The 26555-nt window shown below is 59.2% G+C and carries 25 protein-coding genes and 1 pseudogene; 16 read left to right on the top strand and 10 right to left on the bottom strand.

Going from position 1 to position 26555, the window contains the following annotated elements; all coding sequences use genetic code 11:
- Window positions 1-330 precede the first annotated feature (330 nt).
- From MET49242_RS08260 to MET49242_RS08250, 3 genes are all read left to right on the top strand, one after another.
- Complete coding sequence (locus MET49242_RS08260; protein WP_036282248.1) at window positions 331-1632, top strand: RsmB/NOP family class I SAM-dependent RNA methyltransferase; 1302 nt, start codon at window positions 331-333, stop codon at window positions 1630-1632.
- Between the two features lie 8 nt (window positions 1633-1640).
- Complete coding sequence (gene guaA, locus MET49242_RS08255) at window positions 1641-3245, top strand: glutamine-hydrolyzing GMP synthase (protein ID WP_036282246.1); 1605 nt, start codon at window positions 1641-1643, stop codon at window positions 3243-3245.
- 293 nt (window positions 3246-3538) lie between these two features.
- Window positions 3539-4795 (top strand): site-specific integrase, encoded by a 1257-nt coding sequence (locus MET49242_RS08250; protein WP_036282239.1) that lies wholly within the window; start codon window positions 3539-3541, stop codon window positions 4793-4795.
- Here MET49242_RS08250 and MET49242_RS24045 read toward each other — a convergent pair.
- Entirely contained in the window at window positions 4761-5021 is a 261-nt protein-coding gene (locus MET49242_RS24045) for an AlpA family transcriptional regulator (protein ID WP_084678936.1), read from the bottom strand. The two genes, MET49242_RS08250 and MET49242_RS24045, sit on opposite strands and share 35 nt — an antisense overlap.
- A gap of 30 nt (window positions 5022-5051) precedes the next feature.
- Window positions 5052-6202 (bottom strand): IS3 family transposase gene (locus MET49242_RS08245; protein WP_371212523.1). Its coding sequence is split into 2 segments (ribosomal slippage): window positions 5052-5941 and window positions 5941-6202, totalling 1152 coding nucleotides; the frame shifts between segments, so codons are not numbered across the junction.
- 452 nt (window positions 6203-6654) lie between these two features.
- Here MET49242_RS08245 and MET49242_RS08235 point away from each other — a divergent pair.
- The gene (locus tag MET49242_RS08235) at window positions 6655-7086 is read left to right on the top strand and encodes a hypothetical protein (protein ID WP_036282231.1); all 432 of its coding nucleotides are present in this window, start codon (window positions 6655-6657) and stop codon (window positions 7084-7086) included.
- A gap of 15 nt (window positions 7087-7101) precedes the next feature.
- On the opposite strand, the gene MET49242_RS08230 is transcribed toward MET49242_RS08235, so the two are convergent.
- Window positions 7102-8288 (bottom strand): IS3 family transposase gene (locus tag MET49242_RS08230; protein ID WP_371212522.1). Its coding sequence is split into 2 segments (ribosomal slippage): window positions 7102-8036 and window positions 8036-8288, totalling 1188 coding nucleotides; the frame shifts between segments, so codons are not numbered across the junction.
- Here MET49242_RS08230 and MET49242_RS24820 point away from each other — a divergent pair.
- Entirely contained in the window at window positions 8269-9240 is a 972-nt protein-coding gene (locus tag MET49242_RS24820) for a hypothetical protein (protein WP_144259521.1), read from the top strand. The two genes, MET49242_RS08230 and MET49242_RS24820, sit on opposite strands and share 20 nt — an antisense overlap.
- A gap of 802 nt (window positions 9241-10042) precedes the next feature.
- Window positions 10043-10591: a hypothetical protein gene (locus MET49242_RS08205; RefSeq protein WP_036282218.1), complete on the top strand. Its 549-nt coding sequence runs from the start codon at window positions 10043-10045 to the stop codon at window positions 10589-10591.
- A gap of 779 nt (window positions 10592-11370) precedes the next feature.
- Here the strand turns inward: MET49242_RS08205 and MET49242_RS24035 are convergent.
- The 3 genes and pseudogenes from MET49242_RS24035 to MET49242_RS08185 all read right to left on the bottom strand — a co-directional run bounded on the left by MET49242_RS24035 (window position 11371) and on the right by MET49242_RS08185 (window position 13404).
- Window positions 11371-12207 (bottom strand): annotated as a pseudogene (locus MET49242_RS24035) (IS5 family transposase).
- A gap of 10 nt (window positions 12208-12217) precedes the next feature.
- Window positions 12218-12943 (bottom strand): glycosyltransferase, encoded by a 726-nt coding sequence (locus tag MET49242_RS24815; RefSeq protein ID WP_144259520.1) that lies wholly within the window; start codon window positions 12941-12943, stop codon window positions 12218-12220.
- A 134-nt stretch (window positions 12944-13077) separates the two neighbouring features.
- Window positions 13078-13404: an FkbM family methyltransferase gene (locus tag MET49242_RS08185; RefSeq protein WP_036282208.1), complete on the bottom strand. Its 327-nt coding sequence runs from the start codon at window positions 13402-13404 to the stop codon at window positions 13078-13080.
- Between the two features lie 102 nt (window positions 13405-13506).
- Between MET49242_RS08185 and MET49242_RS24030 the strand changes: the two genes are divergently transcribed.
- The 6 genes from MET49242_RS24030 (at window position 13507) to MET49242_RS08150 (ending at window position 19014) form a co-directional block, all read left to right on the top strand.
- A protein-coding gene (locus tag MET49242_RS24030) for an IS5 family transposase (RefSeq protein WP_144259444.1) occupies window positions 13507-14342 on the top strand; the annotation gives its coding sequence in 2 pieces (ribosomal slippage) (window positions 13507-13891 and window positions 13891-14342; 837 coding nt in all).
- A 420-nt stretch (window positions 14343-14762) separates the two neighbouring features.
- Complete coding sequence (locus MET49242_RS08170; protein WP_036282205.1) at window positions 14763-16097, top strand: sorbosone dehydrogenase family protein; 1335 nt, start codon at window positions 14763-14765, stop codon at window positions 16095-16097.
- Between the two features lie 400 nt (window positions 16098-16497).
- Window positions 16498-16908, top strand: a complete 411-nt coding sequence (locus MET49242_RS08165) for a DUF350 domain-containing protein (protein ID WP_036282203.1) — start codon at window positions 16498-16500, stop codon at window positions 16906-16908.
- Window positions 16909-16912: 4 nt separating this feature from the next.
- Window positions 16913-17272 (top strand): hypothetical protein, encoded by a 360-nt coding sequence (locus MET49242_RS08160; RefSeq protein ID WP_036282200.1) that lies wholly within the window; start codon window positions 16913-16915, stop codon window positions 17270-17272.
- The gene (locus MET49242_RS08155; RefSeq protein WP_036282183.1) at window positions 17269-18426 is read left to right on the top strand and encodes a glutathionylspermidine synthase family protein; all 1158 of its coding nucleotides are present in this window, start codon (window positions 17269-17271) and stop codon (window positions 18424-18426) included. Before MET49242_RS08160 ends, MET49242_RS08155 begins: the two co-directional genes overlap by 4 nt.
- A gap of 129 nt (window positions 18427-18555) precedes the next feature.
- Window positions 18556-19014 carry a YbhB/YbcL family Raf kinase inhibitor-like protein gene (locus MET49242_RS08150; RefSeq protein WP_036282180.1) on the top strand — a complete coding sequence of 153 codons (459 nt, stop codon included), beginning with the start codon at window positions 18556-18558 and terminating at the stop codon, window positions 19012-19014.
- Between the two features lie 58 nt (window positions 19015-19072).
- On the opposite strand, the gene MET49242_RS08145 is transcribed toward MET49242_RS08150, so the two are convergent.
- Window positions 19073-19462, bottom strand: a complete 390-nt coding sequence (locus tag MET49242_RS08145; protein WP_244430761.1) for a DUF3147 family protein — start codon at window positions 19460-19462, stop codon at window positions 19073-19075.
- A 119-nt stretch (window positions 19463-19581) separates the two neighbouring features.
- On the opposite strand from MET49242_RS08145, the gene MET49242_RS26100 reads away from it, so the two are divergent.
- Both MET49242_RS26100 and MET49242_RS08130 read left to right on the top strand, forming a co-directional pair.
- Window positions 19582-20667, top strand: coding sequence for a hypothetical protein (locus MET49242_RS26100; protein ID WP_244430759.1), 1086 nt, complete (start codon window positions 19582-19584; stop codon window positions 20665-20667).
- A gap of 130 nt (window positions 20668-20797) precedes the next feature.
- Entirely contained in the window at window positions 20798-21388 is a 591-nt protein-coding gene (locus MET49242_RS08130) for a hypothetical protein (RefSeq protein ID WP_144259519.1), read from the top strand.
- Here the strand turns inward: MET49242_RS08130 and MET49242_RS24025 are convergent.
- Window positions 21389-22224, bottom strand: a protein-coding gene (locus MET49242_RS24025; protein ID WP_144259444.1) for an IS5 family transposase whose coding sequence is annotated in 2 segments (ribosomal slippage) — window positions 21389-21840 and window positions 21840-22224 — 837 coding nt in all. Because the reading frame shifts where the segments join, the coding sequence is not laid out codon by codon here.
- Window positions 22225-22495: 271 nt separating this feature from the next.
- On the opposite strand from MET49242_RS24025, the gene MET49242_RS08115 reads away from it, so the two are divergent.
- Window positions 22496-23308 (top strand): IS5 family transposase, encoded by an 813-nt coding sequence (locus MET49242_RS08115; RefSeq protein WP_036279258.1) that lies wholly within the window; start codon window positions 22496-22498, stop codon window positions 23306-23308.
- Here the strand turns inward: MET49242_RS08115 and MET49242_RS24020 are convergent.
- Window positions 23224-24117 carry a glycosyltransferase gene (locus MET49242_RS24020; protein ID WP_158497271.1) on the bottom strand — a complete coding sequence of 298 codons (894 nt, stop codon included), beginning with the start codon at window positions 24115-24117 and terminating at the stop codon, window positions 23224-23226. The genes MET49242_RS08115 and MET49242_RS24020 overlap by 85 nt on opposite strands.
- Window positions 24118-24420: 303 nt before the next feature.
- Between MET49242_RS24020 and MET49242_RS08105 the strand changes: the two genes are divergently transcribed.
- Window positions 24421-25607 (top strand): IS3 family transposase gene (locus MET49242_RS08105; RefSeq protein WP_371212543.1). Its coding sequence is split into 2 segments (ribosomal slippage): window positions 24421-24673 and window positions 24673-25607, totalling 1188 coding nucleotides; the frame shifts between segments, so codons are not numbered across the junction.
- A 15-nt stretch (window positions 25608-25622) separates the two neighbouring features.
- On the opposite strand, the gene MET49242_RS08100 is transcribed toward MET49242_RS08105, so the two are convergent.
- Window positions 25623-26450, bottom strand: a complete 828-nt coding sequence (locus MET49242_RS08100; RefSeq protein WP_036282420.1) for a hypothetical protein — start codon at window positions 26448-26450, stop codon at window positions 25623-25625.
- Window positions 26451-26555 lie beyond the last annotated feature (105 nt).

Here is a 26555-nt window from a genome sequence, read left to right as displayed (position 1 = left end):
CGCTCGACTATCGCGCACAGGATACATTCCGCGACGTCTGGTGAACTCGAAGTGAACGACGCAAGGCGATCAAAGCCGCCGACGGCGCTGCGCCGTCATTTCTCGAGGGCGGATCCTGTTTCGAAGAGTTCATCCATCGAACAGTTTCGTCGCACCACTTAGACTTAGCCAGTAACTCGCGTACACACAACCCGCTTCGAATCGGCATTCGCCGCCAAGGATACCTCCGGACTCGCAAGTTCATCGAGACGACTCGCGATCCTGTCTCCCTTGTCGGCGCCTCCGGGCAACAAGGTTGCAGGGCGGCCTTTCCGGCCTTATCGAGTTACAATGACTCCCGCAGCCCATGTCTCCGCCGCGATCGAAATTCTCGACGTTCTTGCCCGACGCCGCCGGCCTGTCGCTGACGCGCTGAAGGAGTGGGGCGTCTCGCATCGTTTTGCGGGCTCGAAGGATCGCGCCGCCATCGCGAGCCTCGTCTTCGACGCGCTGCGCAAGGCAGCCTCGGCCAGCCATGTGATGGGCGCCGACACGCCGCGCGCGCAGATGCTCGGGGCGCTGCGCGAGGCGAGGGGGATGGACGCCGCCGCCATATCGGCGCTCTGCACCGGCGAGCGCCATGCGCCGCCGCCGCTATCGGACGACGAGCGCGCGCGGCTGGAAAGCGCCACGCTAGCCGACGCGCCCGACCATGTGCGCGGCGACTATCCTGAATGGCTCGCCGATCGATTTGCGAGCGCTTTCGGATCACGCGCGGCGGAGGAGGGCGCCGCGCTCGCGGCCCGCGCGCCGGTCGATCTGCGCGTCAATATCCTCAAGGGCTCCCGCGATCAGGCGCTGGAGAAGCTCGCGCATCTTTCGCCTGCGCCGACGCCGCTCTCGCCAATCGGTCTTCGCATCGAGGTCGGGCAGGGGCGCGGTCCCGCGCTCACGGCCGAGACGGCCTATGTGAAGGGATTTGTGGAGCCGCAGGACGAAGCCTCGCAACTGGCGTCCCTCCTTTGCGCCGCCAGCCCGGGCGAGCAGGTTCTCGACCTTTGCGCCGGCGGCGGCGGCAAGGCGCTGGCGCTCGCCGGGCAGATGCACAATCGCGGGCAACTCTACGCCTATGATTCGGATGGCCGGCGCCTCATGCCGATTCACGAGCGGCTGGAGCGCGCCGGGGCCCGCAACATCCAGGTCCGCGCCCCGCGCGGCAAGGCCGACGTGCTCGCGGACCTCGAAGGCCGCTGCGACCTCGTGCTGATCGACGCGCCCTGCACCGGCACGGGCACCTGGCGGCGTCATCCCGACGCCAAATGGCGCCTCGCGCCCGGCGCGCTGGAGCTTCGCCTGAAGGAGCAGGCCACGCTGCTGGAGCAGGCGGTGCGCTTCGTCAAGCCGGGCGGCCGGCTCGCCTATGTGACCTGCTCTGTCCTGCTCGAGGAGGATGAGGAGCAGATCGCCGTCTTCCTCGGCTCCCATTCGGATTTCATGGCGCTTTCCGGCGCGGAAATGGCCGAGAACGCCGGGCTTCCGGAGCTTGCCCGCTACGCCTCGCCCCACGGCCCCGGGCTGCGCTTGTCGCCGGCGACGAGCGGGACGGACGGGTTTTATGTTGCGTTGTTGCAAAGGAGCGGGCCAATCCCGTAAGGCAGGGCATGACCACCGCCACAGAAACATTCCACCACGACATCGCCGATCGCCACGACAAGGTCCTGATCGTCGATTTTGGTTCGCAGGTTACGCAGCTCATCGCGCGCCGCGTGCGCGAGGCCGGAGTCTATTGCGAAATCGCGCCGTTCCAGAACGCCGAACGCGCCTTCGCGGATATTCGCCCCAAGGCGGTGATTCTCTCCGGCGGCCCGTGTTCCGTCACCGACGAAGGCTCTCCCCGCGCGCCGCAGTCAATTTTCGAATCCGGCGTTCCGGTGCTTGGCATCTGCTACGGTGAGCAGACGATGGCGACGCAGCTCGGCGGCAAGGTAGAAGCTGGCCATCATCGCGAATTTGGCCGCGCCGACATCACCGCGCTGGAGAGTAGCGCGCTATTCGACGGAGTCTGGGAAAAGGGAACGAGCCACACGGTCTGGATGAGCCATGGCGACCGCGTCACGAAGCTGCCGGACGGCTTCCGCGTCATCGCGGCTTCCGGGAACGCGCCGATGGCCGCCATCGCAGACGAGAAGCGCCGCTATTATGGCGTGCAGTTCCATCTCGAAGTCGTGCACACGCCCGACGGCGCGAAGCTTCTCTCTAACTTCGTGCACAAGGTTGCGGGGCTCAAGTCCGATTGGACCATGGCGGCCTTCCGGCAGGAGGCGATCGCCGCGATCCGTCATCAGGTCGGCGACGGTCGCGTGCTTTGCGGGCTTTCGGGCGGCGTCGACAGCGCCGTCGCCGCGGTGCTGATCCACGAGGCGATCGGCGATCGACTCACCTGCGTCTTCGTCGATCACGGCCTGTTGCGCCTCGGCGAAGCGGAGGAAGTCGTCAGTCTCTTCCGCGACCACTACAATATTCCGCTGCATCACGTCGAAGCGGCGGACCTTTTCCTCGGCGCGCTTGAAGGCGTCGAAGATCCCGAGGTGAAGCGCAAGACCATCGGGCGTCTCTTCATCGAGACGTTCGAGGCCGAGGCGAAGAAGATTGCGCAGGACGGGCGCGGCGCGCCGCAGTTCCTCGCGCAGGGCACGCTCTATCCGGACGTGATCGAGAGCGTTTCCTTCACCGGCGGACCATCGGTGACCATCAAGTCGCATCACAATGTTGGCGGCCTGCCGGAGCGCATGAACATGGCGCTGGTGGAGCCGCTGCGCGAACTCTTCAAGGACGAGGTGCGCGCGCTGGGCCGTGAACTCGGACTGCCGGAAGCCTTCGTCGGGCGCCATCCCTTCCCGGGACCGGGCCTCGCGATCCGCTGCCCCGGCCTAATCACGCGCGAGAAGCTCGACATTCTGCGCAAGGCCGACGCCGTGTATCTCGACGAGATCCGCAAGGCGGGTCTTTACGATGAAATCTGGCAAGCCTTCGCCGCGCTGCTGCCGGTGCGCAGCGTCGGCGTGATGGGCGACGGCCGCACATACGATTACGTGCTGGCCCTGCGCGCCGTGACGAGCAGCGACGGCATGACGGCGGATTTCTATCCTTTCGACATGAACTTCCTTGGCCGCGCCGCGACGCGCATCATCAATGAAGTTAAGGGCGTCAATCGAGTGGTCTACGACGTGACGTCGAAGCCGCCGGGGACGATCGAGTGGGAATAATTTTTGCCCATCCGATGGTATCCGGAACTACGCCACCGCGCGACACAACTACCTGAAAAAAATAAATAATCCTGCCTATACCTATCGGGGGCTATCGGTGGGCATGAATCGCGTCTGGCGGCCTCGCTGACGGACTTCGCCCCCATTGATCAACCGGAAAATCGAAAGTACCGTCACGGCAAATGAGGCTCGTGACGGTACTTTTTTTGATCTAACACACTGAATAGTAAGCGTTTTCACCGTCACGAGCCTCCGAAAACCGCGTGACGGTACTTTTCGCGAGGTGGCTCAGCATGTTGACCGATGCAGCGCTCAAGGCTCTGAAACCTAGAGAGAAAATGTTCAAGGTGACCGACCGTGACGGCATGTATGTGCGCGTGGCACCGTCTGGCGCCATCTCCTTCAGGCTCGACTACCGGCTGAACGGCAGGCGGGAGACCGTCTATCTCGGCAAGTACGCCCGAGACGGGATCTCGCTCGCCCGGGCTCGCGAACTATGCCTGGACGCGCGCCGGGCGATCGCAGAGGGGCGGTCCCCCGCCATCGAGAAGCAGCGGGAAAAGCGCCGGATCAAGGAAGCCAAGAGTTTCGGCGAGTTCGGGGAGAAGTGGCTGGTCAACGCGCCAATGGCTGACAGCACGCGCGCGATGCGCCGCTCGATCTTTGAGCGGGAGCTTATGCCAGTCTGGCGGAACCGTTTGCTGACCGAGATCACGCCCGATGACCTTCGCGCCCATTGCGCGAAGATCGTGGAACGGGGCGCACCGGCGACGGCGATCCATGTGCGGGATCTCCTGAAGCAGATCTACGGCTTCGCCATTCTCCACGGCGAGAAGGTCGCAAACCCGGCCGATGACGTCGGTCCGGCCTCGATCGCCACCTTCACACCCAAAGACCGTGCGCTCTCGGCGACCGAGATCCGCATCATGCTCAAGCAGCTCGAGCATGTTGCCACTCTGCCAACAATCCGCCTCGGCATGAAGCTCTACCTCCTGACCATGGTCCGGAAGAGCGAGCTGCAGGACGCAGTTTGGGACGAAGTCGATTTCGACAATGCCGTCTGGACGATCCCGAAGGAGCGTATGAAGCGATCGAAGCCGCACAACGTCTATTTGTGTCGGCAGACGCTCGACATCATGATCGCGCTCAAGACTTGCGCCGGGAACTCGCGCTACCTGCTGCCCTCTCGGTACGATGCAGACGCACCGATGTCGCGCGCGACCTTCAACCGGGTCACCTACGCCGTCGTCGAACAGGCGAAGAATGAGAGGCTGCCGCTGGAGCCGTTCACCATCCACGATCTGCGGCGCACGGGGTCGACGCTCCTCAACGAGCTGGGCTTCAACCGCGACTGGATCGAAAAGTGCCTGGCGCACGAGGACGGGCGCTCATCACGCGGCGTCTACAACAAGGCCGAGTATGAGGTTCAGCGTCGGCACATGATGCAGGAATGGGCTGACATCGTTGATGCCTGGGTTGAGGGTCGGAAACATGTTCCGACGTTACTGCCTCCCTCTATGCCCCTTGTTGCGCTCGATCCCGCGCTTTGACAGGCCGGGACTTGCGCTTGGAGACGTCGGGATGCTGCGCTCGACGGATCGGAGTTGCGCGCCGCGCCAACAACCAAGCGTGAACCTCGGAGAGATCCCAGACGATACAGCGCGGCGACAGCGCAAAGCGCCGAGGAAACTCACCGCGCTGTTCCATCTCGTAAATCGTGCTGTCTGCGAGGGGGACCATCTCTCGCAGTTGGTGCCTTCTGATCGTCTTCCTGATTGAGCTGCTGCCGGTTTCGTGGACACCGAGTTAAGTTACTCCCACCTTCTTTTCGAACTCAACCGGGCTGACGTAGCCGATCGTCGAATGCCTGCGGACGGGGTTGTAGAACCGCTCGACGTAATCGAAGACGTCTGCCCGGGCGTCGTCAGGCGTGCGGTAGAGTTTCTTCCCGATCCGCTCCGTCTTCAGTGAAGAGAAGAAGCTCTCCATCGCCGCATTGTCCCAGACATTGCCGGATCGGCTCATCGAGCAAACGACGCCATTGTCGGCCATGAGGCGCTGGAACTGCTCGCTCGTATATTGGCTGCCCCTGTCGGAGTGATGCAGCAAGGCGTCCGGCTTGCCGCGACGCCAGATCGCCATCATCAATGCATCCGCGACAAGACCAGCGGTCATCTCGGCTTTCATCGACCAGCCGACGACCCTTCGCGAGAACAGGTCGATGACTGCGGCGACGTAGAGCCAGCCTTCCGCCGTCCAAATATAGGTGAAGTCGGCGATCCACTTCTGGTTCGGCGCTTGCGCGGCGAACTGCCGGTCGAGAACATTCGGCGCGACGACCGCCGACCTTTGTCCGTCGTCCTTCGGCTGACCCCGGCGACGCGGTCGCGCCCGCAAGGCGTTTGCCCGCATCAACCGTTCGATCTTGTGCAGGCCGCAGGAGACGCCTTCGGCTAGAACGTCCCGCCAGACGCGGCGGGCGCCGTAGGTTCGGGCGCTGCCCACGAAGCTCGCGCGGATTTTCTTTGTCAGCTCCTCGTCCGCGACCGATCGGGCGCTCGGCCCGCGACGCAGCCAGGCGTGAAAGCCCGATCGGGACACGTCCAGCGCTTCGCAGAGCCACGCCACCGGCCAGACGCTCCGGTGCTTTGCGACGAAAGCGAACCTCATTTCGCTTCCCTCGCAAAGAAGGCTGCGGCCTTTTTTAGAATGTCGCGCTCCGCCCGCAGTTTGGCGACCTCACGGCGCAGCCTTTCGATCTCCAGTTGCTCCGGCTTCCGCTGGCCGTGTCCGGGGAAGGCCTGCACGGGATCCGTCGTCAGATCCCGAACCCAGCGCCGCAACACGTTCTCATGCACATCCAGATCGCGGCAGGCCTGCGCGACGGTGACGCCGCGCTCCTTCACCAACCGAACCGCCTCGACCTTGAACTCCCGACTGAATATCCGTCTCGCCATAACAAACCTCCGGCCTCATGAAACACCGTTTCTCGGTGTCCACGAAACCGGCAGCAGTTCACTCCGTGGAAGCGCGGTCTGGATGACCTGCTGACCGAAACGCTGATCGGGGCGACCCAAAACCCCGACAGGACACAAACCTTCGGGCGTGCCGGCGGACCCCCAACGTTCGCGACGGCCGCCGCTCGGGCCAATGCGACTGTCACGGATATCGCGAAGCATCCCCTTTGGCACATGAATGTCCCGAGCGGGGCCTTCGATCGCATCACGAATCTCACTTGTGCCGTCCATGACGGTCGTCACCTGTCGACGGTCTGTGAATCGATCAGTTGGTCAGCATTTGTGGTGAAAGTCGCTAAAGGAGGAGTCGAACTCCCCCTGTCGGAGGAGTACCGGGTTCGGACGCGGACGATCGTCGGCGGCGAGCGACGGGGCGACCATGGATATGGCCGTTGCCTGCCGAGAACGACATCGCCCTTGAGCACATCTTCGCTTACGATATCGACCCCGGCCAGAAACTCAAAGCGATACCCGAGACCGTGATCACGAGCGATCGCTTCATGACTCGGTCTGTCGCTGAGCGGATCGAAGGACGAATCGGCGGCGCTTCGATCGACGTGCCAGTCACGGGCATGCGTGTTGTTATCGTCGTGGGGGTAGCCTGCAACAAGGCTCGGGCCGACTTTGATCCCGGAAACCTTATGCTCTCGGCCCGCCTTTACCCGACGGCCATGTTCTTGTCGAGCCTTCCGGTTGCTGAAGCTAAGGCCACCATCCGTCTGGTGCGCCCGAGCGAGCAACCACCACACGGGGAGCACGTGCGTCCATATCTCCGGTCGGGACTTTTTGCTGATAATAACAATCCGACAACGCCAAGAAGCTGACCTGCCCCTGAACTTTCATCCAGCGGCGGGTTGAGTCCTTCCGGTTGATACGCCCGAGGGCGCGAATGGAGCAACAGGCGATCGGCGGAGTTGGTCCGGGTTGCGCAGCCGATCGCCTGTTGCGGTGAGATTGGCCGCGAAGGCGGCGGGCGTCGCATAGCCGAGGGCCGAATGCGGGCGGCGGTGATTGTAGTCCTGGGCCCAGGCGCTGATCTTCTCCCGGGCATGGTCGAGCCCGAAGAACAGCGTCTCGTTCAGCAGTTCGTCGCGCATGCGCCCGTTGAAGCTCTCGCAGAAGCCGTTCTGCATCGGCTTGCCCGGCGCGATATAGCGCCACTCGATCCTGTTCTCGCTCGACCACGACAGCACGGCGTTCGAGGTGAACTCCGTGCCGTTGTCCGAAACGATCATGCCGGGCCTGCCGCGCCATGCGATCAGCGCCGACAGTTCCCGCGCCACGCGTTGGCCCGAGATGGATGTGTCGGGGATCGCCGCGAGGCATTCACGCGTCACGTCGTCGACGATGTTCAGGATGCGGAACCGGCGTCCGCAGGCGAACTGGTCATGCACGAAGTCCAAAGACCAACGCGCATTCGGCCGCGCCTCGACAGGAATGGGCGCCCGCGCGCCGACAGCCCTTCGGCGGGCGCGCCGCTTTCTCACCGTCAGCCCTTCCTCGCGATAGAGCCGGTAGATGCGGTTCTTGCCCGACGTCTCGCCCTCCTGCCGCAGCAGCACGAACAGCCGCCGATAGCCGAAGCGCCGGCGCTCGTTGGCGAGTTCCCGCAGCCGCTCCCGTAACGGCTTGTCGGTCGGCCGCTTCGAGATGTAGCGGACGGTCGCGCGATCGACGGCGACAATCTGGCAGGCCCGACGCTCCGACAGAGCCATGGCGGCTCGCAGATGCACAACGGCTGCGCGCTTGGCGGCGGGCCCTACCATTTTTTTGACAAAAGCTCCTTCAGCGCCGCGGCTTCCAGCATCTGATCGGCCAGAAGCTTCTTCAGCCGCGCATTCTCTTCTTCGAGCGCTTTCAACCGCTTGGCCTCGGAGACGTCCATGCCGCCATATTTGGCCTTCCAGTTGTAAAGCGTCGTCTCCGACACAGCATATTTGCGAGCCAGATCCGCCGCCTTCGCGCCCGCCTCGTGCTCCCGCAAAATCCCGATGATCTGCTCTTCCGTGAACCGCTTCTTCTTCATCTCGTCCGTCCCGATATGGCCGGACTCTAATCGCATCTGGTCGAGTTTCTCAGGGGCAGGTCAAAGCAGTGCCGCCAGAATTGCGCAGTTCGTGGCGTCTATAAGTGAAATTACCAAAAATCCTTTTGCTGTTTTGACCTATCCATTCATAAATCGCCTCGCGCGGGCATTGCCCGACCTACCTATTCCACTATGGGACAATATTTTCTCTTATTATCAAGCCGACGCTCCTGAAGGTGAGTATGTTGTTATCCGCCCTCGCATCGGGGACCCGATAAATTTGACTTGGGGAAGTTCGCAGGCAACGCGAAAACCGACCGCTCCGGCCCTCAAAAAATGGGATTTCAACTTGAACAAAGTCGCCGGCCAGGGTGCCTACGACAATATCCACATCGCGCCCCCCATGTTTCTTGATCCGGCCCCCGACATCACTCCAGAAGAATACAAATGCGAAATGCGCGCGAAATTTCAGGATATAGTCATGGCACCATTTTGCATCCATGATTGTCTTCATATTCATTGGCGATGGTCGCGTTCCAATCGGACAAAGCAAAATCTAGGCTGGTCCGCGAAGGGTGTGCCCTATTCGGAAGAAGGCGCACCGATGGCGCATCCCAATCAGATGGTTCGAATAAAGATCGAAGGCACGACATTGAACTACATGGCCAATGTCATGAGACCACGGGCAGTTGAATGGCAAATATTGATGCATCATGGCTGCGGATACGCGCTCGGACTGAGCAATGGTTGGATTGATTGGACGTTTCGGAACGGATTGAAACAATTCGACTTGTCGGACACGAGGGTTTGGGCGGTTGTATATTGGTTCCTCCGATACGGCCTCTCCCCGACAATGCCGGACGCCTCTCGGCTCATGAGGCACTGGAAAGCTTTTGAACGTAATGAGGTCGCCGCCGATACCGGGCTCCGAAAACTGGCTGAGCAGGGTTAAGCGTATCATTTGCGCGCTGCGAGAAAACATTACTCTTTTGATAGTATAAACGTCCGGCCAGAGACGCGAGCATTGCCGCGGATCGTTTTGCTCACCCGGCGAGCCGCTGTTCAGTCTGCCGCGATCGGTTCGAGGACGTATCGAGGCCGTGCGGTTTATGCGGAACGCCGGACTACTCCGAATGGAACCGGTATGCATAGCATTTTCAACGATCTTCCTTAAGCGGCGTTCATTTCTAGTGTCGGTTGAAACGAAAAAGGCAGCTGGACGCTTCTATCAAAGCGCTGCCGAGGCCGGTGACATCGCGATTTTGTGAGCCGTCACTGGGAGTATGGGTAAGGGGGAGGCCGTGACGCCGGCTGAGGAAGTCAGGAATATTGTCACTGCCGATGACGTCGGATCCGGGGACGATGTAAATGCGGATGTGAACATCGGCGCTGGGGAGATGGCGATCGCGCAGGCTGATAGGGCTGGAGGATCACCGCGATGCAGGTTCCGATCCGTGGCAAGCCTTGGTGCAGGTCGGTGAGCAATTTATTGCCGCTCTGGTGGCTGCGAACGATCCCAGCGCTCCGGCGCATCCATGGATTGAGCGGGATCCGGCCGGCGGCGCGCAAAACCTCAAAACCCGCTCCCGCCGCCAGAAACCACGAGACAACTTACCAACACGCTTTCGGCGCTCGCGGATAGCTTGCGGGGCAAGATTGCATGATGGACAGCGGAGGCTGAACGTATGAATGTTTCAGTCGCGAGAGGGGTGATGAAACCTCTGACCGCCTGGCCAACAGCAGGGGAGTGACGCATGACCGAGATCGACTCCTCTGACCTGAGATCCTCCAATCGGCCGCAAGGGATTTTGCCCTGGCTCGGCGCGCGCTTGCCTTACCTCGTCGTCCTGATTTTGGCGCTGCTGGGTGTGGCATACACCAGCATGTCTGGCAGGCCCCTCTATGGTTATTGGGAGTTCCTGGCCGTCGCCATTGGTCTTGCCTGTGTCGCCATCGGTTGGCGCAAGACGGCCGACAAGGCCGCGCGCAAGCAGCTCCTGATTACACAATCCCTGCATTGGTTGGCGTTCCTGATCGCCATGAGCATTCTGCTGCTGCCTTCGGTGAATACATTTCTGAATGGGCCGGCGACGGGCCTCGCGCTCATGTTGCTGCTCGCGCTCGGAACATTTGTCGCAGGCGTCCACGTTTCGTCTGAAATCGCTGTGCTTGGCATTGCGCTGGCGCTCACCGTGCCAGCAATGGCCTGGCTCAAGCAATCGGCGCTAATGCTGGTCCTGATTGGCCTCGTCATCGGCGGCTTCGCGGTGGCGTTTCGGCCGCAGCGGTCGAACGGGGCTTGATGCCCCCGAAATATAGTCGAAGGCGCGTTTGCCGTCTCGGCGGCAGCGCGCTAAGACGCGGCGCCCGGCTCCTACCGGGCGCCGTCGGCCTGATCGGCCTCGCTTTGAGTGGCTGCGCCACGCCGGTTGGCGTGCTTGAGCCAACGGCAGCTCCGGCGCCCGACGCCACGCATCTCGACATTCTGGTCGCGACGACGCGCGCGGCGTCGTCGGGGAGAGGCGTGCTTTTCTCGAATAGATGGAGCGAAGCGTCGCTTGCAACGTCAATCAATGAAGGTTTGTAGGTTCACAAGCTGCGCCCGTGATATTGGCGGCCTATAAGCGAGGGCATCCGCCCATGAAACCTGCGGCATGGCGTTAGCCGGTACCGCGGTGCATAAGCAGGTCTCTAGGTAAAAGAGGAATAGCGGCATGAGCACTGGCTGGCGCGTCCGCTTCAACCGGACCGGTTCGGACGTGAAGCCGCGGCCCTCTGAAGTCAGTCCCCGGGAGGCCGGCAACCGCCGCAACATTCCAGATCGAACTTGGGGCCTTTGCAAGTGCTGCCCATCGGTCAGCGGCGGGCGCGTGTCCTATCGGTATCTCAATGCAGCTTGCGGCCCGGAGCGGCTTATTTAGCGAGTCAGGCTTACCTGTTGCTGACGGTACTTTCAGCTACCGAGTCTGAATCCTCGACGGTGAGCTGAAGGCGCGAAATTCGTTCGAAAGATGCCGATAGATGCTGAAACCTAAGAAAAATTTTCCGGCCAGTTTTCCTTAGAGTCCGTCCCAGAAGTTAGTCAACAATTGCAGAGCTTTCGTAGCATGAGCCGAATCGACGCGAAACGCAGGAACACGAGCGCTGTGATATTGAGGTTTTCCCAATCCTTGGCCAGTCTTCTACAGCGGTTTAGCCAGGCGATTGATCTTTCGACGATCCAGCGCATGGGCAATTTCACGAAGCCCTTCGCCTGATCGGATCGTTTTATAATCTCGATTTTGAGACACGGTAGGATTTTGCCCGTTGCGTCGGCGAAGATCGGTCCCTGATAGGCGCTGTCAGCCAACAGCTTTTCAAGAAAGGGAAACCGCCCATGCAACGTCGAAAGCAGCAAGACGCCGCCGTCTCGGTCCTGAATGTCGGCGCCGTGAACGACGGCGCCCATCAACAAACCTTGCGTATCGACGAGTACGTGGCGTTTCTTGCCTTTGATCTTTTTGCCGGCGTCATAGCCATGCGGATCAATGCGCGCCCCCCTTTTTCCGCGCTCTTCACGCTCTGACTATCGATGATCGCCGCGGTGGGGCTCGCCTCTCGTTCCGCTCGTTCGCGACACATGACGTAGAGCGCGTCGTGCATGCGATCCAGAACGCCGCACCAGGCCCAATCGCAAAAATAACGATACACTGTGCTCTTCGGGGGAAAATCCTTGGGAATGTACCGCCATTGGCATCCCGTGCTCAGCACATACATGATGGCGTTGAACACCGCCCGCATGTCCACTTCACGCTTGCGCCCGCCACGCTTGGCCGGAGGAATAAGCGGCGCCACATCGCCCCCACTCCTCGTCCGTCACATCACTCGGATAACGTAACCTGTCGCGATTGTATTTCGCCCGGTTTGCCTTCGTCCACATCGACGGCCTCCTACGAATCAGACCGCCTCCCATCCATCACAACAGATTCATTCGATTCAACATCTTTCAGGACGGACACTAAATAAGGCTTTATTTGACTGTCGAAATAACTCTGGCACTCATCTCCTGGGGGTATATTTCCTGCTATTTTGAGTGATAGCCCAGCAAGCTTTGCTACCTTGATTGCTGTATGAGCTCCTTTGCTTGGGTGGAGGCGACCAAGGAAAGCTAGATATGTTCCGATTTCGCGTGAGAAGGGAAAAGCATGCAATGGTATACCGTTTGGAACCGTGGACCAAACACCCCAATCAATGTGCCGACGCTGCGCGTTACTGACACTTATGTGGTGTATATGGGCACACTTCGGAACGAGAAATTCATCCTCAGCAGGGATATCATTACCCCATCTTTGCAGAATTGGCTTCCTCATCCTCATTAACAACCAAAGATAATCCAGACGTGAAAACGAAATGATAACATCATGCTTCCGCGCAATCAAAGCGCTCTGAAATTGGAAATGCAACTTTGACTTCGCCCTATAGAAGAGTGATTGTTTCCTTGGAAATGAGTAAGTGACAATACGCCAAGGCCCGCTGGAACCTTCGCCCGCCAGCAGTGTGACATCGTGACCACGATGATGTAGGCCCTCTGCAACAAAATAGCAGACCCGCTCAGCGCCGCCGTAACCAATGGGAGGCACCGGCACCGTTGGGTTTGCTATCAACAAAATATTCATCTGAGTTCCTGGGAGAAGGCATCATCTGCTTGCAAGCACGACCTCGACAGCAATCTCCAAATCGCTGGAGAATCGTCTAGGAGTTAATTCGGCTACATATAAACAGGATTGAAAGCACTCTTGAAACTCGCGATCTAATGTAGAATGAAATGCTGATCATAAACGCCAGAAGCATCTCTTAGGTAGAGCGGTCTATAGTTAAACGACTCCATAATTATGTATATCTGTTCATGTCCGCTATTCTTGTCAGTCTCACCAAGCGTACGCGACGCCCCCATCTCAACAAACAATTCATTAATTATATTTCTCTTCAAAGCGTTGATCATCCCATTAAGCACATTTAGTTCAAATCCTTCCACGTCGATCTTCACATAAATATTTTTGTATTCATACATCTCCATAATGTGGTTCAGTATAGCGTCGATCGGCAGTCCGACGACCGGATATAGCTCGCCGTCCATCTTACCATCGGAGATTTGGCTTAGTGTCCGTCCTGAAAGATGTTGAATCGAATGAATCTGTTGTGATGGATGGGAGGCGGTCTGATTCGTAGGAGGCCGTCGATGTGGACGAAGGCAAACCGGGCGAAATACAATCGCGACAGGTTACGTTATCCGAGTGATGTGACGGACGAGGAGTGGGGGCATGTGGCGCCGCTTATTCCTCCGGCCAAGCGTGGCGGGCGCAAGCGTGAAGTGGACATGCGGGCGGTGTTCAACGCCATCATGTATGTGCTGAGCACGGGATGCCAATGGCGGTACATTCCCAAGGATTTTCCCCCGAAGAGCACAGTGTATCGTTATTTTTGCGATTGGGCCTGGTGCGGCGTTCTGGATCGCATGCACGACGCGCTCTACGTCATGTGTCGCGAACGAGCGGAACGAGAGGCGAGCCCCACCGCGGCGATCATCGATAGTCAGAGCGTGAAGAGCGCGGAAAAAGGGGGGCGCGCATTGATCCGCATGGCTATGACGCCGGCAAAAAGATCAAAGGCAAGAAACGCCACGTACTCGTCGATACGCAAGGTTTGTTGATGGGCGCCGTCGTTCACGGCGCCGACATTCAGGACCGAGACGGCGGCGTCTTGCTGCTTTCGACGTTGCATGGGCGGTTTCCCTTTCTTGAAAAGCTGTTGGCTGACAGCGCCTATCAGGGACCGATCTTCGCCGACGCAACGGGCAAAATCCTACCGTGTCTCAAAATCGAGATTATAAAACGATCCGATCAGGCGAAGGGCTTCGTGAAATTGCCCATGCGCTGGATCGTCGAAAGATCAATCGCCTGGCTAAACCGCTGTAGAAGACTGGCCAAGGATTGGGAAAACCTCAATATCACAGCGCTCGTGTTCCTGCGTTTCGCGTCGATTCGGCTCATGCTACGAAAGCTCTGCAATTGTTGACTAACTTCTGGGACGGACTCTTATGAAATCAAGAGCGTTTCTTTTTGACGGCATGCTTGCCGGTACTTATGGCACAACCAACAAGAGTATGCTAGCCATATCAATAACTTACAGATGATGTTAATAATCGAGTGGGAGTGAGGGATACAAACGGCGGCAATAGCATACCTTTGGCGGCAAATTTCGTGGCCGCGCGATCGTCTTCCCATTTCGCATCTCACATCCGCTGAACTGGCGTTCTCCATCTGCAAGTTGGCAATTCGGATCTGCGCCCTCTCTCTGAACTGATGGGGTGGAGAGGGCATCCACCTCATCAGTTCACGCGCATATCCTGGCCGAGGCTTGAGAAGCGCGGGCTTCGCGCCATTTTTCAATCGTCGGCGCGTTTCAATGCCATGCGCCGACCTTGTGGGAGGCTAGATGTTCACAAAAAGTTTCTCAGCACGATTTCTCGCTTGCGCCGCGGCGGCGGCGCTGGGGCTTGCCGCTTGCAATCGCGGGACAAGCCTGCCCGAGAGCGCGGGCTACGGTCCGAATCCGACCTTGCCTGAACCGACTCCATCCCCGGCCTGGGCGCCCTATGTCAAAACGGCGCGAGCGGTCGGCTGGGCGCCTGACGAGGAGCCGACGCCTGCGGCAGGGCTCTCGGTGAAAGCTTTCGCCGAAGGACTCAAACATCCGCGCTGGCTGTACGAACTGCCCAACGGCGATGTTCTTGTCGCCGAGACCGACGCGCCGCCGCGCGCGCCGGGAACCAGCGGCGTGATCCGGTCGTTTTTCATGGGGGTCTATATGCGCAAGGCCGGCTCGCACATGCCGAGCGCCAACCGCATTACCCTGCTGCGCGACGCCGACGGTGACGGCGTGGCGGAGATCAAGACCGTTTTTCTTGAACGTCTGAATTCGCCCTTCGGCATGGCGCTCATCGGCGATCGGCTCTATGTCGCCAACGCCGACGCCCTGGTCAGTTATCAATATACGGACGGACAGACGCGCATTGATTCCGAACCGCTGAAAGTGGCCGACCTGCCGGCGGGACGCAATCACCACTGGACGAAAAGTCTCCTGGCCGATCCGTATGGTTCGCGGCTTTACGTCGGCGTCGGCTCCAACTCCAATGTCGGCGAGAATGGCATGGATGAAGAGAAAGACCGCGCCGCAATTCTGGAGATCGATCCGGCGAATGGCGCAACGCGCGTCTTCGCGTCGGGGCTACGCAATCCGGTGGGCATGGACTGGAATCCGGTGACCGGCGAGTTATGGACATCGGTCAATGAGCGCGACGAACTCGGCGACAATCTCGTGCCGGATTACATGACCTCGGTGCGTGACGGCGCCTTTTATGGCTGGCCTTACAGTTATTTCGGCCAATATCTCGACCCGCGCGTCGAGCCTCAAAATCCCGAACTCGTGAAGAAGGCCGTTAAACCCGATTACGCCCTCGGCTCGCATACGGCGTCGCTCGGTTTCACTTTTGTTGGCGAGGCCGATCTTGGCCCCTTCCAGAATGGAGCATTCATCGGTCAGCACGGGTCATGGAACCGTGATCCGCGCGCCGGTTATCGGGTGATCTTCGTGAAGTTCCGGAATGGCGCGCCCATAGGCGGGCCGGAAGATGTTTTGACCGGTTTCCTGAGTCCGACAGGGGAGGCGCGCGGGCGTCCGGTGGGCGTGATGGTGGATCGTCGCGGCGGACTGCTTGTCGCCGACGATGTCGGGAATACGGTGTGGCGGGTGAGCGCTGCAAAGGACTGAGCCAGGCCGACAATAGAGCCGGCGTCGACATAACGACGCCGAGCTCTCCATGACAGACAGCGGCGCCGGGTTCGCCTCGCGCTTCAATGATATGCAATCCGAGCGCTCGCATCCGGTACCTAGAGACGCGCTCACTTGTCGAGAGCGCAAAGTGCAGGCGGCGCGCGATTGTGGAATTCCACAATTGCAGCCCAAATCCGCTTGGCGACGATTGCAATGTCGTAAGTTCTGCTTTGTTCGGGCGTTCAATCCGATACCGTGACGGTGGCTGACGTTCCGGGATTACGCCGTGACCGTTCTGTCCCGCTTCTTTCCGCTGTCGCGAACTGTATGCGGGAGACTGTGTCGCTCAAGCTCGGTAAATGCTACCATTGACTCCGACTCAGCCTGACGGGGGTCGATGTTCGTGCCTGAATTTCTGTCCGGCCTGCTGGCCTTCTCCGTTTATTTCGCCGGCGCGGTAGGCTTCTGCGCTGTCTTCTGCCTCGTCTATACGCGTGTGACGCGGCACGACGAGTTCGCCCTCATCGTCGAGCAGCAGAACGCTTCGGCGGCGATCGCCTTTGGCGGAAGTCTCGTCGGATTCTCCATTGCGCTGGCGGGAGCGATCCATCACACGGGCTCGGTTCTCGAATTCGTGATGTGGGGCTTCGTCGCGCTCGTCACCCAGATCATCGCCTATTTCCTCGCGCGTCTCGCACACCCGGGCCTGTCGCTGGCGATCGAGGAGAATGCGCTCGGAGCGGCGCTCTGGGTAGCGGCAGTCTCGGTTTCGGCGGGGCTGCTCAGCGCCGCCTGCATGAGCCCGTGAGCGCATGACGGAGAAGGGCAAGGAATTCGGCAAACGCGGCCCGGCGCCGCCGGTCGTGACCCACAGGGCGAAGGCGTCCGCGGGCGGCGGGCCGTCGTCGCAAAAGCGGTCGCTCGCCGTTTCATTGGCGATCATGGGCGCGCTGTCGCTCGGCGTCTATGAAACAATCGACTGGCTCGACAGGAAGCTCAACTGCGAGCCTGACCCAGCGAACCCCGACGAGCTGATCTGCAAGCATCGTAGCGGCTCGACATACCACCGTTCGAGCAGCGGCTGGCATTGGGCTGCGGGCGGCTCATCCTCGCATGGCGCGTCCTTCGGGGGCTTCGGTCATTCCGGCGGTTTTCACTTCGGCGGCTCATGAGACGCGAAGCCTCGCCACCGCGCCCCGATTTCGAAAGGCATTTCGCGGAAATCGGCTTCACTTACGCCAATATGGACGGAGTGCGCTATTGGGACGAAAACGCGCGCTATGCATTCTCGCTGCGCGAGATCGAGGAGGATATCGAAGCGCCGACGGCCGAACTCGACGCGATGTGTCTCGACCTCGTCGGGCGTATCGTCGAAAGCCAGGAGATGATGGAGCGGCTCCGCATTCCCGCACATGCGCGCGACCTTGTTGCGGAGAGCTGGAAAAAACGGGAGCCGTCGCTCTACGGACGTTTCGATTTCGCATATGACGGGAGGGGTCCTGCGAAACTTCTCGAATACAACGCCGACACGCCGACGAGCCTTTATGAATCCGCCGTCGTGCAATGGTATTGGCTGGAGCATCTGGTCGAAAGCGGTGATTTGCCGCGCGGCGCGGATCAGTTCAACTCGCTTCATGACAAGCTCATCGCGCGTTGGGGCGAGATAGCGCAAAAGTCTCTGATTCATCTCGCAGCGATAAGCGACAGCGTCGAGGATTTCGGCACGACCGCCTATCTGGCCGATTGCGCGACGCAGGCGGGAAGCGTCGCCGCTCTGCTCGACATGCAGGACATCGGCCTCAAGGGCGCCAATTTTTACGATCGCGAGGGGCGCCGGATCGAAACCTTGTTCAAGCTCTATCCATGGGAATGGATGTTCGCCGACGAATTCAGCCATGCCCCGACGATGCGCAACACGCGCTTTGTCGAACCGCCGTGGAAAACCGTGCTCTCCAACAAGGGGATGCTGGCGCTGTTGTGGGAGATGGCGCCTGGTCATCCCAATCTGCTCGAATGCAATTTCGCCGATGAGCCTCGCGCGGCGGCGCTCGGCGAGAGCTACGCCCGGAAACCACTCTTCTCGCGCGAGGGCGCCAATGTCTCGCTCGTCAGGGATGGCCGCGCCATCGTCAGCACGCCGGGCTCGTACGGCGCCGAGGGTCACGTGCTGCAGGCGCTCCATTTGCTCGGGAATTTCGACGGCCGCTATCCGGTGCTTGGATCATGGCTCGTCGGCGGCGCGCCGGCGGGCATGGGCATTCGTGAGGATGTATCGCCCTTGACGTCGAATAGCTCACGCTTTGTCCCGCATGTCATTCTGGATTGAAGGCGCCGTCGCGCTCGCCGAACTCCAGTCCGGCGCTAATTTGGCGCAGTATGCATCCTGCATCGAGGATGTAGGATTACACGGCTGGCGGCTGAAATAGCCTGGCCTTTGCTATGGGGCGATGGATCGATGCGATTGACTTCCGACGCATTCCCTGGGGGCGACAAAATCCCCCAGGAATTCACCTGCGAGGGCGACGATCGCTCGCCGCCGCTGAAATGGTCCGGCGCGCCGAAGGAGACGAAAAGCTTCGTCCTGCTCTGTGAAGACCCGGACGCGCCGCGCGGCGTCTTCCGCCACTGGGCCTGTTACGACATCCCCGCCTACCACACGGAGCTGGTGGAAGGCGCCGGACGCCCAGAGGGATTCGAGGATTTCCGGCACGGGATCAACGACTTCGATGAGCTAGGCTACAACGGCCCGTGCCCGCCGCACGGCCATGGGGTCCACCATTATCACTTTCGACTGCTTGCGCTCGATTGCGCCGAACTGCCCATTCGCACGCACCCGACCTGCAAGGAGGTCGAGGTCGAAGCGCGCAAGCATCTGTTGGCGGAAACGGAGCTTGTGGGGATCTTTCACCGGTGACGGCGTCGGATGCCTGCGGGCTACAAACGTTCGTGAATATTCAGCGGCCGGGCCGAAGCTAAAGTCCGACGCCCATCCTGCGCAGCAGCGGCAGCATCAGGACATAGGCGCCCGCGGTCGCGGCGATCGACGCGCCGAGGCTGAGCCAGAAGCCGACCCCGTTCCTGAGCAGAAAGGGCAACAGCGGAAACAGGATCAGCGACGGGATGATGAGCCAGAAGATCTGGCCGGACAGCTCCGCGATCTTCTCGGGCGGCGCGCCTTCGATACGAAGCCAGACAAAGGCCAACAGCGAGGTGAGCGGTAGAGACGCGACGAGAGCGGCAAAGCCCGTCGATCTCTTGGCGATCTCCGAAATGGCGACGATGACGAGCGCCGAGACGATGGCCTTGGTGGCGTAATAGAGCATGGTGGAAGGAATGTAGCTTGCCTCCATCGCCTGAATCAATGTGAGCGCGCGCCCATTTCGGGCGAGCGTCGCAATCTCGCCCCCTTAACGATGCGCGCCTCATGGGTTAATGGATTTCGTCGCCGCCCCGAAATTTCCTTTCACCGGGAGCTTGCCGCGTGCGCCTTTGGGACATTTTCCGGTTTGGACGCGGAAACGACGCCATTGACGAATGCGATCCCGCGATCGAGGCGATCGCCGACGCCATATGCGCTAATCTGCGGGCGCTCGGGCTGTATACGGAAGCAAAAAAATACGGGCGCAGCTTCTGGGAGATCAGGGCGTCGTCGTCCGCGAAGATGATCACCGTCCCCGACGGCAAGGAGGCGTCCGGCGTCGCCTTGCTCCTCGCGGGTAAATTCGATCCCCCCTCGCTGGTGTTTGAACAGATAAATTCGCTGAGGCCCGGGCTGGGGCGTCAGATGGTCGGCGCGGCGATTGCCGCCCTGGAGGAGAACCCCGGCGTTTTTCGACAGATAAGAGTCAATGATCTCTCGCCGCGACAAAAGGACGGCCGGAGATGGTGGGAGCATGTCGCCGCATCTCATTCCGGGTTCGACTGGCGCATCACCCATGACGAGGATACGACCCATAGGCCGGCGCACCGACAGTCGCCACCGGCGGCGACAGGCGAGGAAGTTGCGTCATCGCCGGATTTCATCCGAAAGCGCGAGATTCTCGAAGGGCTCGTCCGGGAATTCGGCTGCGACCCGAGCAAGGTGACGCTGAGTCCGGAGAAAAAGACCTTCGATTATCTCGGTCAGAGTTTCACCTCGGAAGGCGAGGCGCTGCCCGACGGCTCCATAAAGATCTATTATGATCCCGCGATGAGCGACGCCCGCATGGGGTGCTGCCTCGCTCATGAGCTTCAGCATGTGCGTTATTTCGCCGTGCGCGACGCCTATCGCGCCGAGGCGGCGGATGGCCCGCTACACCAGATCTTTGCGCGGTTTACGCCGGAATTGCTGGCGGCTCAGCGAGGCGTGTCCAATTACTCGAACGAACATTGGGACGCGTGGAAAGGCGACGCCCTGCCGGCGCTTTTCTCCATGGAGCTGGAGGAAGGCGGCAGCGAGCCGATCAACGAGACAATCGCCGAGGTCGCCAAAGGGTTGTATAACTGGGGGCCGGACGTGCGGATCAACTCCGTGTGGAAGGAATTGCACAAGGCGATCAACGACGCATACGAAAAAATGGGAAAGTAATCGAACGGTCTTCGGTTTTGACGCGTTTTGCAGCGATCGGCTTTTTTGATCGGCGTCAGACGACGTGAGGCGCCGGGGCGTCGAATGCCGGGCTCTTTTCCGGCGCATGACGATTCAAGGAAATCTCGTAATGATTCAGTTATCCATCAGGCGAAAGATCATGGGCGTTGCTTTGGCGCTTATCGTGCTGATGGCGCTAACGTCTTTCTTGTCGATGATTTACATCATGCGCGTCGGCGCCCATTTCGAAGAGCTGACGCGCAGCTACATTCCGGCCTATGGCAGCCTCGCGCGCGCCAACATTTCATCGCTCGAACGCGCCCTCGCGCTTCGACGGATGATCATCGGCAAGATCCAGCTGGGCCCGGGCGATGACCGAACCGCCGCGAACCTCGAAAAATTCGAAGCGAAGGGCGCCGCCGTCGAACAGAATATCGCGAGCGCACACGCCCTGATTGGAGCGCTTATCGAGAAGGGAAGCACTTTTGGCGACGCGACGAGGCTCACCCGGATCGATGACCGCATAGAACATGCCGTGGATGCGCGTCGCCACCTCAATGACGAAATCCAGCGGTTTCTGAAGCAGCTCGACGCAAAAGACTCTGCAACTCTTTCAGACAATCTCGAGCGCGTCGACGCGCTGCGGGACGAATTGAACGGGAAGCTCGACTCGGTTCGGTCGGATATGCTCGCGCTCCTGAGAGTCCGTCCCAGAAGTTAGTCAACAATTGCAGAGCTTTCGTAGCATGAGCCGAATCGACGCGAAACGCAGGAACACGAGCGCTGTGATATTGAGGTTTTCCCAATCCTTGGCCAGTCTTCTACAGCGGTTTAGCCAGGCGATTGATCTTTCGACGATCCAGCGCATGGGCAATTTCACGAAGCCCTTCGCCTGATCGGATCGTTTTATAATCTCGATTTTGAGACACGGTAGGATTTTGCCCGTTGCGTCGGCGAAGATCGGTCCCTGATAGGCGCTGTCAGCCAACAGCTTTTCAAGAAAGGGAAACCGCCCATGCAACGTCGAAAGCAGCAAGACGCCGCCGTCTCGGTCCTGAATGTCGGCGCCGTGAACGACGGCGCCCATCAACAAACCTTGCGTATCGACGAGTACGTGGCGTTTCTTGCCTTTGATCTTTTTGCCGGCGTCATAGCCATGCGGATCAATGCGCGCCCCCCTTTTTCCGCGCTCTTCACGCTCTGACTATCGATGATCGCCGCGGTGGGGCTCGCCTCTCGTTCCGCTCGTTCGCGACACATGACGTAGAGCGCGTCGTGCATGCGATCCAGAACGCCGCACCAGGCCCAATCGCAAAAATAACGATACACTGTGCTCTTCGGGGGAAAATCCTTGGGAATGTACCGCCATTGGCATCCCGTGCTCAGCACATACATGATGGCGTTGAACACCGCCCGCATGTCCACTTCACGCTTGCGCCCGCCACGCTTGGCCGGAGGAATAAGCGGCGCCACATGCCCCCACTCCTCGTCCGTCACATCACTCGGATAACGTAACCTGTCGCGATTGTATTTCGCCCGGTTTGCCTTCGTCCACATCGACGGCCTCCTACGAATCAGACCGCCTCCCATCCATCACAACAGATTCATTCGATTCAACATCTTTCAGGACGGACACTAAGGCACTTTGCGGCGCGCTATTTTTCGCAGAATGAAGCCCTCGATTAGATTCGGTTTCAAAACGCTTTGCCCGGCTGCGTACTCGGCAGCATCTATCATCCCCTTCACGAAAGCATCGAGCCCCCAAGTAGATATTATCGTCCTAGAGGGTGTTATGTACTTTGGTGATTGATTGTCTTAGTAGAATCGGATGTCTCCGATTCGCAAACCTTATCCGTCTGACGTCAGCGACGAAGAATGGTCGCTGGTTGCGCCTTATCTGACGCTCATGGACGAAGGCGCGCCGCAGCGTCAACATTCGCTGCGCGAGCTGTTCAACGGCCTGCGTTACGTGCTGCGCTACGGCATCGCCTGGCGCGCCATGCCCAACGATCTGCCGCCATGGTTCGCCGTGTATCAGCAATCGCAGCGCTGGCTGTCGGCGGGCGTGTTCGAGGCGCTTGCGCAGGATCTGCGCGCCCAGTTGCGCGTCGCTTCCGGGCGGGCGGCGGAGCCGACGGCGGCGATCATCGACAGCCGCACCTTGCGCTCGACCCCTGAGAGCGGCCCACGAGCGGGCTATGACGGCGCGAAGCGAAAGCGCGGCTCGAAGCTGCACATGGCAGTCGACACATTGGGCCATTTGCTGGCGTTGCATGTCACGCCGGCGAATGTCGATGACCGCGCCGAGGTCGGCAAGCTCATCGCAGCCGTGCAGGATGTGACAGGCGAAAGCGTCGAACTCGTTTATGTCGATCAGGGCTACACCGGCGAAAAGGCGTCCGAGGCCGCAAAGGCGCAGGGCGCCGAGCTTTGCGTCGTCAAACTCGCCGAGGCCAAAAAAGGCTTCGTGTTGCTGCCCAAGCGCTGGGTGGTCGAGCGTTCATTCGCCTGGGCGACGCGATGCAGGCGGCTCGTCAAAGACTACGAGCGCTATGCTCAGACCCTCGCAGGACTCCACGTCGTCGCCTTCGCATGTCTCATGCTCAAGCGCGCAGCAGATTTCATGATCCAAGGTGCATAACACCCTCTAGAGCCTTCTCCTAGCCTCACACGCTCCCCTCGTTCAGTAACTTTCTTCATTCCTTCACATAATGAAGAAACACAACCACGCTGAAAGGTGTAACCGTTAAAGCCCTCACGAACTAAATCCAAGGCACATCCCGCCCCTGTCGAAACAACGACTGGCAAACTCGCTGCCATCGCTTCGTTTACAACTAAACCCCACTGATCACTATCACTGGCGAGAATGAATGCCTCGGCATTCTGATAGATGTGCGATAGCGAATTATAATCCCTATTCCCGAGAAATATAATATCAGACCCCCAAGCGCTCTCAGAAGCCAATCGCTCCAATTTACATCTTTCAGGACCATTGCCAACAATGACCAGCTTGATTTCTTGGCCAAGATTTGAATTCTTAAAACATGAATAGGCCTCAATGACGAGATCAACACGCTTTCGTTGGATAAGTCTACTGCACACAAGAAAATATTTATCGACAACGTCTATGTTGCAGGACAAATCGTTACTTTTCTTGCTAAAATGTTCATTATCGACAACATCGTATCCTTTGAAAATTGCCTTCTCGCAAAAACCTAACGCCACAAGATAGCTTGAATGCTGAGTACCCGCTACCAATGCTGAATTAAAATATTTGACAAGACGCGATTTAACGAACTCTTTCAGAATGCTCCTGCGCTCATCTTCCATTCGAGAATCGCTCATCAGCACGGTCTGTCGACTATTTTCTATACACCACACGAGAGCACAAAGAGCCAAAGGTTCATACCACCCCGGAATAGCCACTACTTGCGGGGAAATGTGGTCCAAGATCTGACGAAGCTCCCACTCTGCTTCTCGCGCTCTTGAGCCTAACGCACTTCGTAACAGTGTAAAGGATCTGAATGACGTAGCTACTGTTGGATCCCATGGATACTCGCTTGTAGACGCTTCCAATTGTATTGCGAATAAATCCATCTCTCCGGAAAGTGCCGCCAACCGGGCCAAGTGATACGGACCAAAATTCTTGAAAATAACGACTGTTCTCATGCTATCTGATTTCGCCGTGAGTGACCTGCCCCTGAGAAACTCGACCAGATGCGATTAGAGTCCGGCCATATCGGGACGGACGAGATGAAGAAGAAGCGGTTCACGGAAGAGCAGATCATCGGGATTTTGCGGGAGCACGAGGCGGGCGCGAAGGCGGCGGATCTGGCTCGCAAATATGCTGTGTCGGAGACGACGCTTTACAACTGGAAGGCCAAATATGGCGGCATGGACGTCTCCGAGGCCAAGCGGTTGAAAGCGCTCGAAGAAGAGAATGCGCGGCTGAAGAAGCTTCTGGCCGATCAGATGCTGGAAGCCGCGGCGCTGAAGGAGCTTTTGTCAAAAAAATGGTAGGGCCCGCCGCCAAGCGCGCAGCCGTTGTGCATCTGCGAGCCGCCATGGCTCTGTCGGAGCGTCGGGCCTGCCAGATTGTCGCCGTCGATCGCGCGACCGTCCGCTACATCTCGAAGCGGCCGACCGACAAGCCGTTACGGGAGCGGCTGCGGGAACTCGCCAACGAGCGCCGGCGCTTCGGCTATCGGCGGCTGTTCGTGCTGCTGCGGCAGGAGGGCGAGACGTCGGGCAAGAACCGCATCTACCGGCTCTATCGCGAGGAAGGGCTGACGGTGAGAAAGCGGCGCGCCCGCCGAAGGGCTGTCGGCGCGCGGGCGCCCATTCCTGTCGAGGCGCGGCCGAATGCGCGTTGGTCTTTGGACTTCGTGCATGACCAGTTCGCCTGCGGACGCCGGTTCCGCATCCTGAACATCGTCGACGACGTGACGCGTGAATGCCTCGCGGCGATCCCCGACACATCCATCTCGGGCCAACGCGTGGCGCGGGAACTGTCGGCGCTGATCGCATGGCGCGGCAGGCCCGGCATGATCGTTTCGGACAACGGCACGGAGTTCACCTCGAACGCCGTGCTGTCGTGGTCGAGCGAGAACAGGATCGAGTGGCGCTATATCGCGCCGGGCAAGCCGATGCAGAACGGCTTCTGCGAGAGCTTCAACGGGCGCATGCGCGACGAACTGCTGAACGAGGCGCTGTTCTTCGGGCTCGACCATGCCCGGGAGAAGATCAGCGCCTGGGCCCAGGACTACAATCACCGCCGCCCGCATTCGGCCCTCGGCTATGCGACGCCCGCCGCCTTCGCGGCCAATCTCACCGCAACAGGCGATCGGCTGCGCAACCCGGACCAACTCCGCCGATCGCCTGTTGCTCCATTCGCGCCCTCGGGCGTATCAACCGGAAGGACTCAACCCGCCGCTGGATGAAAGTTCAGGGGCAGGTCATGAGGATACCATACGTGAAATCAGCAACGTAGGTATCCCAAAAAGAATTATTCGGTAGGTAAATGCCTCCAAGGACTGGAGCACGAGATATACCGACATCGAGGCCATTAATAGGTAAACAGCGTTTGAGAACATCGACTCCCGCCGAGCAGCTATCCAGGCGCTCGCAAAGAAGTAACCAATAGAGAATGCAAAAACTGGCGCAGCAAGGCCAAACTCCAAGCAAACCTCAGCTACAAAGCCGGGAGCTGCGCCCACTGCAGGCATCCACCCGGTCATCCTACCAACCAACCCGATCGGCACCCCATTATTCACGTGAAAATCAACACCTATCAGGTTTAGGTACGACGCAACTTCCTCATACTTGGTTGGCCACCATGCCGAAGGGATCACACGAGCCAAAATATGCCCAAACAATCTTCGGCCCATGAAAGGATCGCCTCCACCGAGTAAGTACCTCATTATACTATTTCCATAAACGTATTCAGAACCATAAAGGTCCTTGATTGCTTCAAATGCACCCCTCGAAAACTCTGCCTTTGATCCAACGTAAATTGCATCACGATTGGACACGAGAAACAATGCGACATATCCAACCAATATTACGGAAACGGCAGCCAATACAATCGGGATTTTCTTCCTCAGAATTCCGACATATCCGCCGATGAGCAACATGAAAACTAAAATTAAAGGGCCCCGCCTAGCACCAAGGATCGCTTGGAGCAACATTGGTGAGATAATGACACCGAGCAGGGCCCAATGCCGCCAGAACATACCCTCCTTTTTTCTCGCAATAAACAAAAGCGGTACAGCAACAACTGACATGTTACGCGCTTCACTGATGTATCCATCAGCAATATACACAGCTCCGTAAGTGTCCGTCCTGAAAGATGTTGAATCGAATGAATCTGTTGTGATGGATGGGAGGCG

Origin of the sequence: Methylocystis sp. ATCC 49242 (assembly GCF_000188155.2) — a bacterium.
In the GTDB taxonomy this organism is placed as follows: domain Bacteria; phylum Pseudomonadota; class Alphaproteobacteria; order Rhizobiales; family Beijerinckiaceae; genus Methylocystis.
Note: the sequence above shows the minus strand (reverse complement) of the source record. Positions and strands in the feature narration are given on the sequence as shown.

Bases quoted from the DNA above. Each gene is read 5' to 3' on its own strand.
- guaA (WP_036282246.1), top strand. From the start codon at position 1,641: ATGACCACCGCCACAGAAACATTCCACCACGACATCGCCGATCGCCAC.
- MET49242_RS08130 (WP_144259519.1), top strand. From the start codon at position 20,798: ATGATTCAGTTATCCATCAGGCGAAAGATCATGGGCGTTGCTTTGGCG.
- MET49242_RS08160 (WP_036282200.1), top strand. From the start codon at position 16,913: ATGACGGAGAAGGGCAAGGAATTCGGCAAACGCGGCCCGGCGCCGCCG.
- MET49242_RS08185 (WP_036282208.1), bottom strand. From the start codon at position 13,404: ATGGACGGCGAGCTATATCCGGTCGTCGGACTGCCGATCGACGCTATA.
- MET49242_RS08155 (WP_036282183.1), top strand. From the start codon at position 17,269: ATGAGACGCGAAGCCTCGCCACCGCGCCCCGATTTCGAAAGGCATTTC.
- MET49242_RS24815 (WP_144259520.1), bottom strand. From the start codon at position 12,943: ATGAATATTTTGTTGATAGCAAACCCAACGGTGCCGGTGCCTCCCATT.
- MET49242_RS08170 (WP_036282205.1), top strand. From the start codon at position 14,763: ATGTTCACAAAAAGTTTCTCAGCACGATTTCTCGCTTGCGCCGCGGCG.
- MET49242_RS08100 (WP_036282420.1), bottom strand. From the start codon at position 26,450: ATGTCAGTTGTTGCTGTACCGCTTTTGTTTATTGCGAGAAAAAAGGAG.
- MET49242_RS08250 (WP_036282239.1), top strand. From the start codon at position 3,539: ATGTTGACCGATGCAGCGCTCAAGGCTCTGAAACCTAGAGAGAAAATG.
- MET49242_RS08165 (WP_036282203.1), top strand. From the start codon at position 16,498: ATGTTCGTGCCTGAATTTCTGTCCGGCCTGCTGGCCTTCTCCGTTTAT.
- MET49242_RS08205 (WP_036282218.1), top strand. From the start codon at position 10,043: ATGACCGAGATCGACTCCTCTGACCTGAGATCCTCCAATCGGCCGCAA.
- MET49242_RS08115 (WP_036279258.1), top strand. From the start codon at position 22,496: ATGTCTCCGATTCGCAAACCTTATCCGTCTGACGTCAGCGACGAAGAA.
- MET49242_RS08260 (WP_036282248.1), top strand. From the start codon at position 331: ATGACTCCCGCAGCCCATGTCTCCGCCGCGATCGAAATTCTCGACGTT.
- MET49242_RS08150 (WP_036282180.1), top strand. From the start codon at position 18,556: ATGCGATTGACTTCCGACGCATTCCCTGGGGGCGACAAAATCCCCCAG.